This window comes from Mesorhizobium sp. P160927 (assembly GCF_057766385.1).
On the sequence record NZ_JBYMDW010000001.1, the window covers coordinates 4342954 to 4358598 of the forward strand.

Genomic DNA, 15645 nt, shown 5'->3' on the forward strand with positions numbered 1-15645 from the left:
CGGCTACTCCTGCGGCCGGCCGGGTTCGAAATAACGTCCGGGAAAGTCGATGCCCATGGCGCGCAGGTCTTCCAGGAAACGCGGCCGAATGCCGGTCGCCTCGTAGTAGCCAAGGATCTTGCCATCGGCCTCCATGCCGGTGCGCACGAAGCGGAAGATCTCCTGCATCTGGATGACATCGCCCTCCATTCCGGTCACCTCGGCGACGCTCGTCACCTTGCGCTTGCCGTCGGAAAGTCGGGTCAGCTGGACGATGATGTCGATGGCGCTGGCGATCTGGCTGCGGATCGACTGCACCGTCATCGGCATGCCGGTCATGCCCAGCATCTGCTCGAGGCGCGAAATGCAGTCGCGCGGCGTATTGGCGTGGATGGTCGCCATCGAGCCTTCGTGGCCGGTGTTCATGGCCTGCAGCATGTCGAAGGCTTCCTCGCCGCGGCACTCGCCGAGGATGACGCGGTCGGGACGCATGCGCAGCGCGTTCTTGACCAAGTCGCGCTGTTTGAGCTCGCCATGGCCTTCGATGTTGGCGGGACGCGTCTCCATGCGTGCGACATGCGGCTGCTGCAATTGAAGTTCCGCCGCGTCCTCGATGGTGATCAACCGCTCGTCTTCTGGAATGAACGCCGACAGTGCGTTAAGCATCGTCGTCTTGCCGGTGCCGGTGCCGCCCGAAATGATCGTCGTCTTGCGGGCGTGGACGGCCGCGGCCAGCACTTCGGCCATGTTCTGCGTGATGGCGCCGAATTCGACCAGCCTGTGCAGGCCAAGCTTGTTCTTGGAGAACTTGCGGATCGACACCAGCGGGCCGTCGACGGCCACCGGGCGGATGGCTGCGTTGAACCGCGAGCCGTCCAGCATGCGAGCGTCGACCATCGGCTGCGATTCATCGACGCGGCGACCGACGGCGGCCACGATCTTGTTGACGATTCTGAGCAGATGCGCCTCGTCCTTGAACGGGATATGGACCTGCTGCAGCTTGCCTTTCTTTTCAACGAAGCAGTTCTGATGGCCGTTGATCAGGATATCATTGATATCGGGATCCTTGAGCAGCGGCTCAAGCGGGCCGAGGCCGACCATCTCGTCGACGATGTCGTCAACCAGCGCGTCGAGTTCGGCGGTGTTGATCGCCATCCGCTCTTGGCGGGTCTTTTCCGAAACGAAATCATGCACTTGCCGGCGCATCTCCTCCTTGGGCAAGCGCTCCAGCGCGACGAGATTGATCTCCTCGAGCAGCAGCCGGTGGATGCGCACGCGGGCATCGAGCACCTTGTTGGCATTCTTTGCCGGCGCCGCCTCCGCCTTCGCAGGCAAAGCCTTTCGGCTGGTCGGGATGACGACTGCGTGATGCGCGACCGGCGTCGATTCAGCCGGGCGCGGACGCGCGTCACGGTTCTGCAGGGTGGAAAAACGGCTGGTCATCCAGCTTTCCTTTTCAAGAGGCCCCTGCCGAAGCCGAACAGCGACTTCGACTTGCTCGCGGTTGCCACCGCCTCTTCCGGAAGGATGATCTTCTTCAGGTCGTTGACGACATTGGCATTGGGATCGATCTCGTGCAGCGGCACGCCGCGGTCGACAGCCTCGCGCACCAGCCGGTAATTGTTGGCGATGCCGCCGACAAAATGCTCGCCGAGGATTTCCTGGACGTCCGCGTGCTTGATGCCGTTGTCGAACATCTTCTGCTCGAAACGGTTGACGATCACGTTCGGCTTCACCTCCTTGCCGGCGGTCTCGTAGACGGCCTGGATCAGACGCTGCGTATGGCGCAGGCACGGCACCGTCATTTCGGCAACGATGTAAAGCTTGTTGGAACCGAGCAGCACCGTTTCCGTCCACGGAAACCAGGTGCGCGGCATGTCGATGACGACATTGTCGAAATAGGCCGAAACCAGGTCCAGCATGCGCACCACGACATCGGTCTTGAACGAGCGCATTTCCGACGGATGCGTCGGCGCCGCCAGCACACACAGCCCGCTGGCGTGCTTGGACAGCATCACATCGAGCAGTTGCCGGTCGAGGCGCTCAGGCTGGTTCTCGATTTCGGTGATGTCGAAACGCGGCTCCAGGTCGAGATATTCAGCGCAGGCACCTTGCTGGAAATTGAGGTCGACCACGCAGGTTGAGGCGCCGCGCGTCACCGAATGATGCAGCTGGAACGCGGTCTGCAGCGCCAGCGTCGTGGTGCCGACGCCGCCGGCGGCCGGCATGAAGGTATAGATCTGCGACTCGCTGTTTTCCTCGCGCCCAGGCCCCTGCAGAGCCCGCACCACCGAACGCACGAGGTCTGCCGTGGTGATCGGCTTGACCAGGAAGTCGGCGACCTTGAGCTGCACCAGGATGCGCACGGCCGCGGCGTTGAACTCTTGGGTGACCACGACCACCGGCGCCTTGCCCTCGAGCCGGCGCATGACGCGCTGCAGTGACTCGATCTCCTCGAGTTTCGCCGCATCCATGTCGACGATGACGACGCCGAACTCGGCTTCCTGGACCTCGCCGCGCAGCTCGGTGACGTTCTTCTCCACCGTTATGAGCTGGATGACCTCGGAAGCGGCAAAGGCCGTCTTCGTGTCCTGCGCGAAGGTCCGGTCTGTCGATACGAGCAGGATTTTCTTGGTGCTGTTGTTTGCCATTCTCGCCGCCTGTGAGGTCGATCGCCGTCTGGATCAGTTGTCGGTGGTCGTTTGCGCAGCCTTGGCACCGGCCGCCTGATCGGGCGCGACGGGGCCGGCACTGCCACGCTTGGCAGGCACGAGAAGTGTCGTGTTCTGGACGCCGTACTTCCACGGGTCGACCATCTGCATGACGGTGTTGGCGGCCTGTGCCTCGCCGGTGCCGGACGTCACCCCTTCGCTGCGCACGTAGTCGTCGCTGGTGCAGCCGCTTGCCAGACCGGCAAGAGGCAGGGCGATGCACCATTTCAGGATCAGACGCATGGCTCAGTCCTTCGGCAGGTCGAGGAAATGACCGACTTTGGTGGCAGGAGCGGCCCGTGCCGCACTGCCATCGGCCAGCGCCAGCGCGCGGCCCGTATCCGACGCCTTCACCTCCTCGGTGTTGTTGAGGAAATAGTCGACATTGCTGGCGGGCTGGGTGCCGTCGGTCGGCTCGGCCAATTTCTTCGACGGATCGACCGGCTTGACCAGGTACGGCGTGACGATGATGACCAGGTCGGTCTCGCGCCGCTGATAGGATTTCGACGAAAACAGCGCTCCAAGCACCGGCATCTTGCCAAGGCCGGGAATGCGAGACGTGGTGATGTCGTTCTGGGACTGCAAAAGCCCGGCGATCATGAAGCTCTGGCCGTTCTTCAGGTCGACCGAGGTCTTGGCGCGGCGCACGATGAAGCCGGGCACGGAAATGTTGCCGATATTGTAGGATGCCGACGCATCGATCGAGGAGACTTCCGGCGCGATGTCGAGGCTGACCAGCCCGTCCTTGAGTACGGTCGGCTTGAAATCCAGGCTAACGCCATATTTCTTGTAGCTCACCGAAATCTTGCCGTTGTCCTCCGAAACCGGGATCGGAAATTCGCCGCCGGCCAGGAAGCTCGCTGTCTCACCTGAACGCGCGATCAGGTTCGGCTCAGCCAGCCGACGGGCAAGGCCGCGCTCTTCCAGCGCCTTGATGGCAATGTCGATCGAGACGCCGTTCGACAGCAGTCGGCCGATGATCTCGCCGTTCCCCGCCGCTGGCACCGTGCCCGGATCCAGTGAAACGTCGCGACCGCCGAAGCCGTAGGCGAAATTGGCGCTGTATTTCGCGCCCAAGTCCTGCCCTGCCTGGCGGTTGATCTCGACGAACCGGACATTGAGCTGAACCTGCTGCGACGACGAGATATTGACCGAGTTGATCACTTCCTCATTGCCGGAAAAGCGGCTGGCGATCTTGCTTGCCTTATCCGCCGCAACGGCGTCATCCGCCTCACCCGACAGCACGACACGGCCGTTGGCCGAGCCGACCTTGATCTTGGCGTCCGGCACACTGGCACGGATTGTGTTCGCCAATTGGTCGGTGTCGAGCGTCACCTCGATGTCCACGGTGCCGACGAGCTGCTTGTTCTGGTCGAACAGCGCAATGCCGGTGGTGCCGAGATTGTTGCCCAGGACATAGAAGGATTTGTCGGTCAGCGGGTTGACGTTCGCGATTTCCGGATCGCCGATGACGATCTGGTAGAAGGCGGCGCTCGTCATGATCGTCTTGGGCTTGCCCTTGGCAACCTTGATCGACGCATTCTTCGTCGACGAGACATAGACGATGTCGTTGTCCGCCTTTGCCGCTCCGGGCAAGGCGAGCACGCCGCTCGCAGCCAGGGCAAACGCCGTTGCCAGGGCGCGCACGAAGCGCGACCGAGCCGTCATTCGATATAGGGTACGCATCAACATTGTCCCGTCCCGCCCGGTCCCCACCGGTCTTTACTTCTGGTCCCGCGTTGGAACCTGATATTCCTCGGCCTGCGTGCCGCGCGTCACGATGATCGTCTTGAATTTCGGCTTCTCCGGCTCCTTCGCTATGGCATCGAACAAAGAGCCGGCCACGGCCTGTGTCTTGGAAGCGACGGATCCGCCGAAGGAAGAGATGGTGGTGACGCCGTTCTTGCCATCGCCGCCTTCGCTGGCGGAGCGAAGCGACAGCGACAGCGTTCCGACGGTACGGGCAAGCGCCACTTTCTGCGCGCCGTCGCTCGTCACCTCGAGGGTCACGGAATTGGCCACCTGCGGCGTTGTCTGGCGCTCGTCGGCGCCCTGCCCGACGCTGAGCACCTTGGCGTCGGCAACGACGATCTCCGAGGTGATGGTCGAACCGGCAGCCCCTTGCGCGTTCTTGGCGACTTCCTGGATTTCGCCGGCGTCGCGGGTCAGCACGACATCGACCCGGTCGCCCGGCGTGACGAAGCCACCGACGCCGGCGATCTCGTCGGTGCGGATGGTGACCGCGCGCATTCCGGGCGTCAGCATGTTGGACAGCGTCGCGCGGCCGTTCGGTCCCGACAGCTTGGTGAGCAGCACCGGCTCGTTGATCTCGATCGGCGACAGCGCGACCCGGCCGCCTTCGCCAAGCAATCCATCGATGGTGGCAAAGGCGCCCTGCGGAAGGGAATCCTGCGGCCACGGGATTTCGCTGAGCTTGGCGCGGTCGAGTTCCATGCCGTAGCGCAATGGCGCGTTCGCCACCACGATGGTCTTGAACTCGATCCTGGGCGCGGCCGGAGCAGCGATCGAGGCCGTTTTCTCCTGGGCATCGGCCTTGGCCTGGCTCTTGACCCAGAAATCCGCGACAAAGATCGAGATCGCCCCGAAAACGGCGGCGATGCCGATCATCGTTATGGCCTTGCCCCTCACGCCGAAAACCCCTGATGCCGGTCGTTTCTTGTTATGTTGGGCTCACGCTAGGCGGCATTGTTAAAGAATCAGGAATATTGCGCGGCGGCATTTGAGCTATTTCCGCCCGCTTGGTTATCGAATGGTTTTAGGGTAAGAGCAGTTAAATCCCCGAACGTAACAGGAACCTCCGTCGCTTGGCGCTGAAAAGCGTGGCAGTATCGACGGGGTGATTCGCAGCTTGGACTCTATGGCAGGCATGGACGACAACAACGATCTTTTCGGCAATCTGGAGAAACAGCAGCAGCCGGTTCGCACGCCGGCGCGCCCGGCGGATCCGCTGGTGCAGGCGGCCGCCAGGCGCCCAGCCGCAACCAAGGATGGCAGCGAGGGCTACAGCGCCGCCGACATCGAGGTGCTTGAGGGCCTTGAGCCGGTGCGCCGCCGGCCAGGCATGTATATTGGCGGCACCGACGACAAGGCGATGCACCATCTCTTCGCCGAGGTCATCGACAATTCGATGGACGAAGCGGTTGCCGGCCATGCCACCTTCATCGATGTCGAACTCTCCGCCGACGGCCATCTCACAGTCACGGACAATGGCCGCGGCATTCCGGTCGACATGCACCCAAAATTCAAGAAGCCGGCGCTCGAAGTCATCATGACGACGCTGCATTCGGGCGGCAAGTTCGACTCCAAGGTCTACGAGACATCAGGCGGCCTCCACGGCGTTGGCGTCTCCGTCGTCAACGCCCTGTCGGATCATCTCGAGGTCGAGGTCGCGCGGGGCCGCCAGCTCTATCGCCAACGCTTTTCGCGCGGCGTCCCGGTGACCGGACTGGAGCAACTCGGCGAAGTTCACAACCGGCGCGGCACAAAAATCCGCTTCCACCCCGATGAGCAGATATTCGGCAAGGGGGCGGCCTTCGAGCCGGCGCGTCTCTACCGCATGACGCGTTCGAAGGCTTACCTGTTTGGCGGCGTCGAGATCCGCTGGACCTGCGATCCCTCCCTGATCAAGGAAAAGGATCAGACACCGGCCAAGGCGGAATTCCATTTCCCAGGCGGCCTCAAGGATTATCTGAAGGCGTCGCTCGGCGACGACTTCCAGGTGACGCGCGAAATCTTCGCCGGCAAGAGCGACAAGCAAGGCGGCCATGGCTCGCTGGAATGGGCGGTGACCTGGTTCGGTGGCGACGGCTTCATCAATTCCTACTGCAACACCATCCCGACCGGTGAAGGCGGCACCCACGAAGCCGGCTTCCGAAACGTGCTGACGCGCGGCCTGCGCGCCTATGCCGACCTCGTCGGCAACAAGCGCGCCTCGATCGTCACGTCGGAAGACGTCATGATCTCGGCCGCCGGCATGCTGTCGGTGTTCATCCGCGAGCCGGAATTCGTCGGCCAGACCAAGGACAGGCTGGCGACGATCGAAGCGATACGCATCGTCGAGACCGCGATCCGCGACCCGTTCGACCATTGGCTGGCCGATAATCCGCAGGAAGCCTCGAAGCTGCTCGACTGGGTGATCGCGCGCGCCGACGAACGCGTGCGCCGCCGCCAGGAAAAGGAAGTGTCGCGCAAGAGCGCGGTGCGCAAGCTGCGCTTGCCGGGCAAGCTCGCCGACTGCACGCAGAACGCGGCGGCTGGTGCCGAACTCTTCATCGTCGAAGGTGATTCCGCCGGCGGCTCGGCCAAGCAGGCACGCGACCGTGCCAGCCAGGCCGTGTTGCCGCTGCGTGGAAAAATCCTCAATGTCGCCAGCGCCGGCAATGACAAGCTTGCCGCCAACCAACAGATATCGGACCTGATCCAGGCGCTCGGCTGCGGCACGCGGTCAAAATACCGTGACGAGGATTTGCGCTACGACCGCGTCATCATCATGACCGATGCCGATGTCGACGGCGCCCACATCGCTTCGCTGCTGATCACCTTCTTTTACCAGGAGATGCCGGCGCTGGTGCGCGGCGGCCATCTCTACCTGGCGGTGCCGCCGCTTTACTCGATCAGGCAAGGCGGCAAGGTCGCCTATGCCCGCGACGACGCCCACAAGGATGAGCTTCTGCGCACCGAGTTCACCGGCCGCGGCAAGGTCGAGCTTGGCCGCTTCAAGGGCCTGGGCGAAATGATGGCCGCGCAGCTCAAGGAAACCACCATGGACCCAAGGAAGCGTACCTTGCTCAGGGTTGATGTGAACGAAATCGATTCCGCCACCAAGGACAGGGTCGATGAGCTGATGGGCACCAAGCCCGAAGCCCGTTTCCGCTTCATCCAGGAACGCGCCGAATTCGCCGAGACGGAAGTGCTGGATATCTAGCCGCTGGCGCGTTTAGCTTGCATTCCTGACATGGAGACCAGCATGTGACCTGGCCGCGGCTGAAGACCTATTTCGAGACGAGCCTGGCCGGGCTGACGCAACCGACACGCTCTGACTGGATTTTTGCGCTCCGCACCGTTTCGGCCGGCATGATCGCATTGCTGGCCGCTTACGCGCTGAAGCTCGACCATCCGCAATGGGCGATGATGACGGTGTTCATCGTCGCCCAGCCGGTTGCCGGCATGGTGCTGGCGAAAGGCTTCTACCGCCTGCTCGGCACGCTGGCCGGCGGTGTCGCGGCAATCGGCATCACCACGGCGTTCGGTACCGGCCCCTGGATTCTGGTGACGGCGCTTGCCGTCTGGATTGGCATTTGCACCTTCGTCTCGTCGCTGCTGCGCAATCCCGAGGCCTATGGCGCGGCCCTTGCAGGCTACACCGCAATGATTATCGGCCTGCCCGCTTTCGGACAACCGCATCTGGTCGTCGACCTCGCGGTCGCGCGTTGTGCCGAGATCGTGCTCGGCATCGTCTGCGCCGGCCTGACTAGCCGGCTGATCTTGCCAAAACTGGCCGGCGACGCCATCGTCTCGCGGCTGAAACGCTGCATTCTCGACCTCGCCACCTATGCCGGCGGTGCGTTTTCAGGCGGCGACCGGGCAACGCTGATCGGCCTGCACCGGAAGCTTGTCGCCGATACCCAGACGCTTGGCGAGATGCGCGCCTATGCCAGGCTCGAAGCGCCGAGCTTCGCGCCGCGCGCGCATCCGGTGCGGCGCACCATCGGACAACTGCTTTCGGCTCTTTCGGCGGCGCGCGCGCTCTATTCGCATGCCGCTCCGAAAAACGCGGCCCTCATCCCGGTGCGCTCGGAACTGCAGGCCCTTGTCAGCGAACTGGCAGCCAAGCCGGGAGCGCTGGACGATACCTCATCCTGGGTGGCGCGGCTCGACGCGATCTCGATCAGGGCCCGGCAAATGCCCGACGCCTCGACCGACCAGGGTGAGGACAGGGTCGGCACCATTACCCGCCTCACCATCGCGGCCGATTTCGCCGAGGCGCTGAAACAGGTGCTGCGTGGCCTCGACGCCTTGCGCGCGCCGGTTACGCGCCGTCCAGGTCCCGGCAGCCAGCAGCCGGCCCTGGTGGTGCATCGCGACTATCCCGGTGCTGCGCGCAACGCCGTCCGTGCGGCCGTTGCCACGCTGCTGGTCGCTGCTTTTTGGCTGACGACGAAGTGGTCGGAAGCGGCCGGCACCGTCATCCTCGTTGCCGTGGTGTCGAGCCTGTTTTCCGCTCGCCCCGACCCGGTGCAAGTATCCTGGGGGTTCTTCAAGGGCACGCTGCTCGCTTTGCCTTTTGCCTTTCTCGTCGGCCAGGTTGCGCTCCCCGCTATGCCCGGCTTCGGCTGGTTCATGCTGTTCGTCGTGCCCATCATGGTGCCAGCGGCACTCGCCATGGCCAATCCGCGCTATGTCGGCGTGGCGACAGCCTTCGCCATCAACTTCCTGGCCTTTCTCAGCCCACATCAGGCGATGACCTACGATCCCGGCCCCTTCTTCGCAGGCTCGGCATCGATCCTGGTCGGCATCCTCTTGGCCATCGGCGTCTTCATCGTCGTGTTGCCGGCCGATCCATGGCTCGCGGCCGACCGCATCGTGCGCGCCATGCGCGAGGATCTGGCGCGGCTTTGCCTGCATGAGCGCGTGCCGAGGCGTTCGGCCTTCGAGAGCCTCGCTTATGACCGGGTCAATCAGTTGATGCCGCTGGTCCAGAATTCCGGCAGGAAGGGTGAGGCGGTGCTGGGAGGCGGCGTCGCTTCCGTCACGGTCGGCTTGGAGATCCTGCGACTGCGCATTGCCAGCCAAAACCATGCCATCCCATCGGAAACGACGCTTTCAATCGCCAATTTCCTGAGGGGACTGGCGCGCGAGCTGCTTTTCCGTACCCCTGGCGATCCGCAAACAGCGACCATTGCCGTCGCCCGGCAGTATGCGGCAGGCATCGCCCAGCGAAACGCCACTGGGGACATGCTGCGGATCGCGGCGTCCCTGCGCATCATCGCCGCGGCGATGGAGGATTTCCCGGACTTCTTCGCGAGGGAAAAGATCTAAGCTGCGGCGATCGCCAGCGCATGGCCGCGTGCATTCTCACGCAGGGCGCCGAGATGGATCGACTTGACCAAGGCGGCAAGATCGCCTTCGGCGGATTGCCCGCCTAATTCCTTGAGCATCAGCCAACTGACTTCCTGCACGCCGGCGACGCGCTTACCGTTGGCAACCTCGCGCCAGATTTTCAGGGCGCGCAGGATGACGGCATGCGTGGCGGCAGCCATGCCGGCACCGCGGAACAGCGCCTGCAGGGCCACGTCGTGCCCGCCGGCCAGCAGCGCCCTCACCCGTGCTTCGGACTGCTGGCTGAGCGCGACCAGCGCCGAGCCGAAGAAATCGACCTTGCCATGCGCGATTGTGCGGATCAGGAAGCTCGCGGTCAGGTCGCCGCGCAGCCTGAGATGCTCGATCAGGGCCGCGTGCTCTTCTTGGCGCGTGCCCTCGATCAGCGTCACCGAGGCCTTGACGCAAGCATCGCGCATGACCCGGTCGGCACGCGCGGCTCCCATCAACGCCATGACCAGCGGCGATGTCTTCAATGTCTCGCCGAGCTTGACGAGCAGCATATGCCGGCAGTCGGCAGGCAGCCTGATGTCCGAGATCAGCGCCTCGCGCACCAGAGGCAGATGCCCATGGCGTTCCGCCATGCGCCGGAAGCTGACTGACGCGATGTCGGCGCCGCTATTGGCCAAAAGCACGGCGCAGGCCTCCGCCTCGCCGATCTCGGCGATGGCCGCCGAAAGCGCCATCGAGACTACAGGCCGGTCGGCGATCAGCTTCTGCGTTGCTTTCTGGCTCGCCGCCACGCGGTTGATCAGGTCGGCGTCGGTGAGCAGCGGCGAGCGCGCCAGCACGACCCCGGCGACCTCCGGCTGGTCTGCGGCAAGCGCACTGATGATCTGCAACGGCGCGTGATGGCTCATCGAGAGCGCTTCCGCCATCGCCAGCCGCACTTTCGACGAGGCGTCGTCGAGCAGCAGCGTCAGCGCCGCCTCGGCGGCGCAGCGATCCTCGAACGGCAATTCGCAATTGACATAGGCTCGGGCCAGCGCATGGGCCGCGGCGGCGCGCTCCGACACCCTGGCCGTGTAGATCCATTTCAGAAAATGCGAAACAACAACCATGCCGTCTGCTCACGCCCCTCGCCGGAGGGTTTCCGGCCCCGTGAGTAGGGTAGGCAGAAATGGTTTACGAACGGTTCACCATGTTCATTAACTGGCTTGCGAGGGCCTGAAGCAGCGCCTATCAACCGTCAGACAGCGCAGGAGGCGGAAGATGGCAGGGCTATATCTCGAGGAGTTTGTTGTCGGCCATGTCTTCCATCACACGCTGCGCAAGACCGTCACCGAGAGCGACAACATGCTGTTTTCGGTGATGACGCTGAACCCGCAGCCGCTGCATATCGACTTCGATTTCGCCGCCAAGAGCGAATGGGGCAAGCCGCTGGTCAACTCGCTGTTCACGCTCGGCCTGATGATCGGCATTTCGGTAAACGACATCACTGTCGGCACGACGGTCGCCAATCTCGGCATGAAGGAAACCGTGTTTCCTCACCCGGTCTTTCATGGCGACACCATCCGCGTCGAAACATCTGTCGTCTCGGTGCGCGAATCCAGGTCGAAGCCCGACCGCGGCATCGTCGAATTCGAGCACCGCGCCTACAACCAGCATGGCGATCTGGTCGCTCAATGCATCAGGCAAGCGATGATGCTGAAGAAGGCAGACTGATGCGCTCGCTGCTGTTCGTTCCAGGCGATTCCGAACGGAAGCTGGAGAAGGGATTTGGCGCCGGCGCCGACGTGGTCATCGTCGATCTCGAGGACTCCGTGGCGCCGCGGAACAAGGAGCGGGCGCGCGAGATCGCGGCGCGCTTCATCCTCGAACGCAGGGGGCAAACCAACTCGGCGCTCTATGTCAGGGTCAATGACCTCTCGACCGGGATGACGGACGATGATCTTGCCAAGCTCGTTCCGGCAAGACCGGACGGCATCATGGTGCCTAAATCGAACAGCGGCCAGCATGTGCAGCAGCTCGCGGCCAAGCTCAGGGTCCGGGAGGCTGAAAACGGCCTGCCCGACGGGTCGATAAAAATCCTGCCGATCATCACCGAAACTCCGGCGGGCGTGCTCGCCGCCGCCACCTATGCGGGGACAAGCGCACGGCTCGCCGGTCTCACCTGGGGCGCGGAAGACCTGTCGGCGGCGATAGGCGCACGCTCTGCCCGCGACGAGCACGGCCGCTACACCGATCTTTTCCGTCACGCCCGTCTGACGACCATTCTCGCGGCCGGAGCCGCGGAAGTCGCCGCGATCGACACCGTATTCCCCGGCTTTCGCGACATGGCGGCCCTCGCCGCGGAATGTGCCGAGGCCGAGCGTGACGGCTTCACCGGCAAGATGGCAATCCACCCCGATCAGGTGTCTGTCATCAACGCTGCGTTCACGCCCTCTGCCGAGGCGGTGAGACAGTCGGCGGCTATCGTAGCGGCCTTCGAGGCGGCCGGAAATCCGGGCGTCGTCGGCATCGACGGCAAGATGTTCGACCGCCCGCATCTACGGCTGGCCGAACGGCTTCTGGCCCGCGCGAAAGCCGCCGGGATATCCGCCTGACGGCTACTCCCTGCCCCAGCGCGGCCGGCGCATCGCAAAGACCTCGTCGACGCTGGCATAATCCATGTAGCCGAGACGCGCCACGTTGCCGGCCTTGGTGATGTCGAACAGGCCGTCTTTCAGGAAAGCATCGTCGATGTACACGCCGATCACCTCACCGGCGACGACAAAGGCACTCGTTGGCGATCCGTCCAGCGCCTTTGGGTGAAACACTTCCGTAACCCGGCATTCGAGCGCCGCGGGTGCAGCCGCCACGCGCGGCGGCTTGACGAGACGCGAAGGCGCCATGGCGAGATCGGCATAGACGAACTCGTTGACGCCGCGCGGCGCGTCGACGGATGTGTAATTCATCTTCTCCGCAAGATCGCGGCTGACCAGGTTGGCGACGAACTCGCCGGTTTCCTGCGCAAACGAGGCGCTGTCCTTCTCGCCTTCGGAGGAAAACCAAACGATGAAAGGCCGGGTCGAGAAGGCGTTGAAGAACGAATATGGTGCCAGATTGACCTCGCCTGCCTTGTTCAGCGTCGATATCCAGCCGATCGGGCGCGGCGCCACGATCGCCTTCGACGGATCGTGCGGCAGTCCATGCCCCTTGGACGGCTCGTAGAACATTCAGCCCGCCCAGGGTCCGGCGTAATCGGTGTAGAGCTTGGCCGGATCGGGCCGTGGCCGCTCCGGCGCCGGACCGGCGTAGGAGCCGATATGGATGAAACCGACGACGCGCTCCTGCGGCGCCAGTCCGAGGATCGCCCTGCCCTCCGGCACGTCGGAATACCAGTTGCTGATCATGTTCGTGCCATAGCCCAGTGCATTGGCCGCGATCACCAGGTTCATCGCCGCCATGCCTCCGGACAGGAACATCTCCCATTGCGGGATTTTTGGGTTCTCCCTCGGAATGGATACGACACCGATCACCAGTGGAGCGCGCGAGAACCGCGCCAGTTCCTGGTTGCGACGGCCTTCCGGCAACAGCCCCTCGCGCTGTTCGGCCAAGGCCGCTAGTTTCTTGCCGATCTCGATGCGGGCTTCGCCGCGATAAAGGATGAAGCGCCAGGGTTCGAGCCGTCCATGGTCGGGCACGCGCGTGGCGGCAGTGATCATCGTGGCGATGTCGGCGTCGCTTGGCGCCGGTTCCCTGAGGTCGGGGATCGGCGCCGAATTTCGGGTCAGCAGGAAGTCGATGATCGGCGACGCCATGGACGCAAGTCTCCTGAAACACTCTGTCTTGAGCTGAAGCGCACCATCGGGAATCGGGTGGCTTGGGCAAAGGCGCGCTAACGCCGGGCTGAAGAGTCCCGGATCGGACTCTTAAGCCTTGAAATTGCCACCGCCATGGGCTTCAACGCAAGGCATGTTTGAGGGGCGACTGCGTCTTTTCCTGGTTCGGCTCTGCGCCGCGCTGTTCCTGCTGCCGGTCTCCATGGCTGTCGCGCAGGAAAAGGACGGCGTCGGCGACCTGAAACTTCCCGGAATTTCGAGCTATGCAACGCCGAAGAGCGAGACCCCGCTGGCGCTTGGCGGCGGTGGCGCCATCACGCTCTCGGCCCAGTTGACCGACAAGGGCACCGACATCACACGTGGACTAGTCTGGCGTGTCTTCAAGCCCGAAGCGGTCAACGGCAAATTGCCGATGGTCGCCTCCTCCCATGGCGGCAGCGCCGTCTTCCAGCTCGAGCCCGGCAGTTACCTAGTCCACGCTTCCTATGGCCGCGCCGGCGCCACCAAGCGCATCACCGTCGGCAAGGAAGCCAAGCAAGAAAGCCTCGTGCTCGATGCCGGCGGCCTGAAGCTCGACGCGGTTCTGTCCGGCGGCGTGCGCATTCCGCCGAAGAAACTGCGCTTTTCGATCTATGAGGGCACCGCCGAGGCCAATGGCGACCGCGCGCTGATCATTCCCGATGTCGAACCCAACAGCGTCGTGCGGCTCAATGCCGGCATCTACCATGTCGTCTCGACCTACGGCGCGGTCAATGCGGTCATCCGATCCGACATCCGCGTCGAGGCCGGCAAGCTGACCGAAGCCACCGTTGAGCATCACGCCGCCGAAATCACCATGAAGCTGGTGCGCGAGGCGGGCGGCGAAGCGATTGCCGACACCTCGTGGTCGCTGCTCAACGAGTCCGGCGATCCGATCAAGGAAACCGTCGGCGCCTTCGCTTCGATGGTGCTGGCCGAAGGCGACTACACCATCATCGCCAAGAACCGCGACCGCATCTACCAGAAGGATTTCACGGTCGTTGGCGGGCAGAACCAGGAGATCGAGGTTCTCGCCACCGAAGCGGCGGCGATGGATCCGGAAGAAGGCGCGGACTAGCTTTCAGGCAGCCAACTTGGTTCGTGCCGGGAGGAACGGAATGCGACGGCGCGGCAGGCTCGGCGCCAGATCGAATACACCGCGATAGAGACGGTCGAGCAACGTTTTGCGGTCGCGCAACGGCTCCAGTTCGTTCCAGCTCAGCACATTGCCGACACGCACGTCGATCGCCCTGCCGGACAGCCGCGCGAATTCACGAATGAGCAGCGAGGTGCGCAAGGTCAACGAGGCCTTGCCGACGAATTTGGCCACACGCCCGTCGCGCTCGGCCATGTTCATCGGCCCACTGACCAGATGGAAAAGCCTGCCGTTCTGGCCGGAGAAATGCATCGGGATGACCGATGCCTTGGCCTCCTGGACGAGACGGGCGGGAAACATCTTCCACGGCAGGTCGCGCGCGCGGCCAAAACCCTTGGGCGCTGTGGCGACGCCGCCGGCCGGAAACACCACGATCGTGACACCTTCCCTGAGCAGCCGCACTGCTTCATGGCGCACGGCCATGTTGTTCTTCACCGCGTCCTTGGTCTCGGAAAAGTCGATCGGCAGCGAATAGGGCTCCATCTCGCGGATCCTGAGCAGGTCCTTGTGGATCATCACGCGGAAGGGCCGGCCGAGTTGCTCAGCCAGCGAGAGCACGGCAATGCCGTCGCCGATTCCGAAGGGGTGGTTGGCGACGATCACCAGCGGCGTATTGGGCAGATCCTTCGGCGGCCATTGGTCCGGGCTTTGCACGCGCACGTCGATGAGGTCCAGCATTCGGCTGAACACACGTTCGCCCGGCGGAACCACCTGGCGGCGCCAGAAATCATAAAGCGCGGCAAAGCGATCGCGGCCCGACAGGCCTTCGACCGAATGGATGAACCAGCGCGCCAGCGCCGGCTGGTGCGGATTGGCATAGGAAAGCTCTGGGAACGGTCGTTCGCGCGATTTCAGCTTGAGCATAGGGGCTCGTTACAACGTTGCCATGACAGGGATA

At 63.6% G+C, this 15645-nt stretch carries 14 protein-coding genes; 5 read left to right on the forward strand and 9 right to left on the reverse strand.

Annotated elements, in window-relative coordinates; all coding sequences use genetic code 11:
- Positions 1–3 precede the first annotated feature (3 nt).
- The 5 genes from AC3CB8_RS21200 to cpaB are packed head-to-tail and all read right to left on the reverse strand — an operon-like array spanning position 4 to position 5339.
- Entirely contained in the window at positions 4–1422 is a 1419-nt protein-coding gene (locus tag AC3CB8_RS21200; RefSeq protein ID WP_023770030.1) for a TadA family conjugal transfer-associated ATPase, read from the reverse strand.
- Positions 1419–2630, reverse strand: a complete 1212-nt coding sequence (locus AC3CB8_RS21205) for a CpaE/TadZ family protein (protein ID WP_023770029.1) — start codon at positions 2628–2630, stop codon at positions 1419–1421. Before AC3CB8_RS21205 ends, AC3CB8_RS21200 begins: the two co-directional genes overlap by 4 nt.
- Positions 2631–2663: 33 nt before the next feature.
- Positions 2664–2933, reverse strand: a complete 270-nt coding sequence (locus AC3CB8_RS21210; RefSeq protein ID WP_352595497.1) for a hypothetical protein — start codon at positions 2931–2933, stop codon at positions 2664–2666.
- A 3-nt stretch (positions 2934–2936) separates the two neighbouring features.
- Entirely contained in the window at positions 2937–4382 is a 1446-nt protein-coding gene (locus AC3CB8_RS21215) for a type II and III secretion system protein family protein (RefSeq protein WP_023770026.1), read from the reverse strand.
- A gap of 30 nt (positions 4383–4412) precedes the next feature.
- Positions 4413–5339, reverse strand: coding sequence for a Flp pilus assembly protein CpaB (cpaB, locus tag AC3CB8_RS21220; protein WP_245273760.1), 927 nt, complete (start codon positions 5337–5339; stop codon positions 4413–4415).
- 238 nt (positions 5340–5577) lie between these two features.
- Between cpaB and parE the strand changes: the two genes are divergently transcribed.
- Together parE and AC3CB8_RS21230 are read left to right on the forward strand one after the other, a co-directional pair.
- The gene (parE, locus tag AC3CB8_RS21225; protein WP_352566134.1) at positions 5578–7635 is read left to right on the forward strand and encodes a DNA topoisomerase IV subunit B; all 2058 of its coding nucleotides are present in this window, start codon (positions 5578–5580) and stop codon (positions 7633–7635) included.
- Between the two features lie 44 nt (positions 7636–7679).
- Positions 7680–9749 (forward strand): FUSC family protein, encoded by a 2070-nt coding sequence (locus AC3CB8_RS21230; protein WP_023770023.1) that lies wholly within the window; start codon positions 7680–7682, stop codon positions 9747–9749.
- Here the strand turns inward: AC3CB8_RS21230 and AC3CB8_RS21235 are convergent.
- Positions 9746–10870 (reverse strand): DUF2336 domain-containing protein, encoded by a 1125-nt coding sequence (locus AC3CB8_RS21235; RefSeq protein ID WP_352566136.1) that lies wholly within the window; start codon positions 10868–10870, stop codon positions 9746–9748. The genes AC3CB8_RS21230 and AC3CB8_RS21235 overlap by 4 nt on opposite strands.
- Positions 10871–10976: 106 nt before the next feature.
- Between AC3CB8_RS21235 and AC3CB8_RS21240 the strand changes: the two genes are divergently transcribed.
- Complete coding sequence (locus AC3CB8_RS21240; RefSeq protein WP_457103642.1) at positions 10977–11474, forward strand: MaoC family dehydratase; 498 nt, start codon at positions 10977–10979, stop codon at positions 11472–11474.
- Complete coding sequence (locus AC3CB8_RS21245; RefSeq protein WP_352566138.1) at positions 11474–12355, forward strand: HpcH/HpaI aldolase/citrate lyase family protein; 882 nt, start codon at positions 11474–11476, stop codon at positions 12353–12355. The genes AC3CB8_RS21240 and AC3CB8_RS21245 overlap by 1 nt, the downstream gene beginning before the upstream one ends.
- Before the next feature lie 3 nt (positions 12356–12358).
- On the opposite strand, the gene AC3CB8_RS21250 is transcribed toward AC3CB8_RS21245, so the two are convergent.
- On the reverse strand, positions 12359–12967 hold the full coding sequence (locus AC3CB8_RS21250; protein ID WP_352566140.1) for a flavin reductase family protein: 609 nt from the start codon (positions 12965–12967) through the stop codon (positions 12359–12361).
- Positions 12968–13552, reverse strand: a complete 585-nt coding sequence (locus AC3CB8_RS21255; RefSeq protein WP_352549770.1) for a nitroreductase family protein — start codon at positions 13550–13552, stop codon at positions 12968–12970.
- A 154-nt stretch (positions 13553–13706) separates the two neighbouring features.
- Here AC3CB8_RS21255 and AC3CB8_RS21260 point away from each other — a divergent pair, with 154 nt between their 5' ends.
- A complete protein-coding gene (locus AC3CB8_RS21260) occupies positions 13707–14669 on the forward strand; it encodes a hypothetical protein (RefSeq protein ID WP_352566142.1) in 963 nt (320 codons plus the stop codon).
- A 3-nt stretch (positions 14670–14672) separates the two neighbouring features.
- On the opposite strand, the gene AC3CB8_RS21265 is transcribed toward AC3CB8_RS21260, so the two are convergent.
- The gene (locus tag AC3CB8_RS21265; RefSeq protein WP_023783217.1) at positions 14673–15611 is read right to left on the reverse strand and encodes a lysophospholipid acyltransferase family protein; all 939 of its coding nucleotides are present in this window, start codon (positions 15609–15611) and stop codon (positions 14673–14675) included.
- Positions 15612–15645 lie beyond the last annotated feature (34 nt).